A 1,777-nucleotide genomic window follows, 5' to 3' on the forward strand; every position below is an offset into this window, starting at 1 on the left:
AATAACAGAAATGACACTCAAAGCAGTCTCTTGGCTTGTAATTCCCATAAGAATATTAGCAGTCTCGGCTTGCTCTTTAATATCTTTAGGCTCATTACGTGTAAAGGTGTACTCAATATCTTTCCAAGCATCTTTGTTTGAAACGTTCGTACTTAACTCACAATATAGTTTGTATCGACTATTCAAAGAAGATTGGAACTTACGTTGAAATGACAAAGCTAGGTTACTCATTGCTTGAAGCTTGTAAGCTAACGAGACACCACTTGATGACCCGAAAGATTCATCAGAGATATTCGCAACCATTGTTGTTTGGAAGATTAATTTAGTCAGTCTGTCCAATAGATTTTCCGTTTGAGAATCACTATCCGGCTTTTCTAAGAATTTAACATCTACATTTTTCGCTTCGGAACTCTCGCCATAATAATTAATAACACGGTTACTACGAATGTTTTTCAAGTCCTCTTCTTCAACTGCAGCACCTAAGAATGCCAAGTACTGATCGCTGAAATAATCAACATCATTTGCTTTTTCACTAATTGCTTTGTTAAAAGCGTTGACTAATGAAATAACAGATTCAAAGATACTCATCCGTTCTTCGTTGAAATAGAACTCTACAACTGGCAAATCTGGATATGGGTTGTAAGTCTTTTCTCCAAAACTAATCTCATCATTTTCTCCGCTGATTTTAATAGTTTCAAGTAGAGTATAAACTTCTCCATGAAGTTTTTTGTCCTCGTCAACACCATATCTCACGGCAAATAAAGGCTCTTGTTTGACTGTATCGTCATAGACCATAAACATATTTTCTGGACTATTATAAACAACATTAGTTTGTGTCTCTTCGTCTTGATACAAGAGTTCAAATGCTCGACCATAAATACAAGCCATCTTTGCAAGCTCTGACTCTTCATCTTCCATGTCATTCAGGTTATCAAATTCTTGTAGTTTAGAAAGTATTTCTTTATCTGAATGAGACTTTTTAACTGGAATCCCATTGAAGTAACCTGTGAAAGTATCAACGATATATTTAGTGAAGTTAACAGTTAAACGATTATCTGGTTTCCAAGGGTCTTTTGTTGGCTCATCATCAATCGACATGATCCCACGATACATATTTTTTAAGTACTCATACCGAGCAACTTCTAATTTATGTTTTTCCATGAACTTGTTAACCACTTCAACTGTGATTGGTTCATCTTTTGAAAATGTCATTAATTTAGGTGGTTTGTATTTCAATTAGAATCCTCCTTTGAAAGATTTTAGTTTTGCTTTACGAGTTGTCATTGTCTCAGCAATTCCCGTTGTTGCATCTGGCGCATCATCGTGTTTATTTTTACCTTCACGTTGATAAGTCGTCATTGCTTGATAGTATTCTGGGAAACGAGTCCGCCAGTCATTAGGAAAGCGAACGTGCTGTTCTATCCAATAACTATTGGAATAAATTCGGGCTTCTTTATTATTTCCTTGGAAGAAATCTTCTACAGCACAAGCCACTTTGCCTTGAATCTTATCCCTGACAGAACGAGCAAAAGACCGACCGCCATTGTTACGCTCGATTCTTGATGCATTTACTCTGTTATTAATTAATTGATTGGCCACTGCGTTTTCTGTGTATTCCATCGGTTTTTGAGTGTAAATGATATCCAGTACATCCGCAAAGCCGTCTGAGGTTTCGCCCCATACAATCGAACAGAGATAGTCTTTCCCAGTGTCTGCAGTATCGCAATAATTCCAAATCTTTTTGTACTCTGAGCGAGCGTTGTAGGTTTGGAACTCA

2 protein-coding genes are annotated in these 1,777 nt (G+C 36.7%); both read right to left on the reverse strand.

What is annotated here, in order from left to right; genetic code table 11:
* On the reverse strand, positions 1–1,236 hold a 1,236-nt coding region (locus AB0N14_RS40000; RefSeq protein WP_366030592.1), incomplete at its 3' end, for a phage portal protein.
* Positions 1,237–1,777, reverse strand: a 541-nt coding sequence (terL, locus tag AB0N14_RS40005; RefSeq protein ID WP_366030593.1) for a phage terminase large subunit, incomplete at its 5' end; no start/stop codon positions are given. It abuts the gene before it with no gap.

Origin of the sequence: Streptomyces sp. NPDC051104 (genome assembly GCF_040682835.1) — a bacterium.
In the GTDB taxonomy this organism is placed as follows: Bacteria; Actinomycetota; Actinomycetes; order Streptomycetales; family Streptomycetaceae; genus Streptomyces; species Streptomyces cynarae.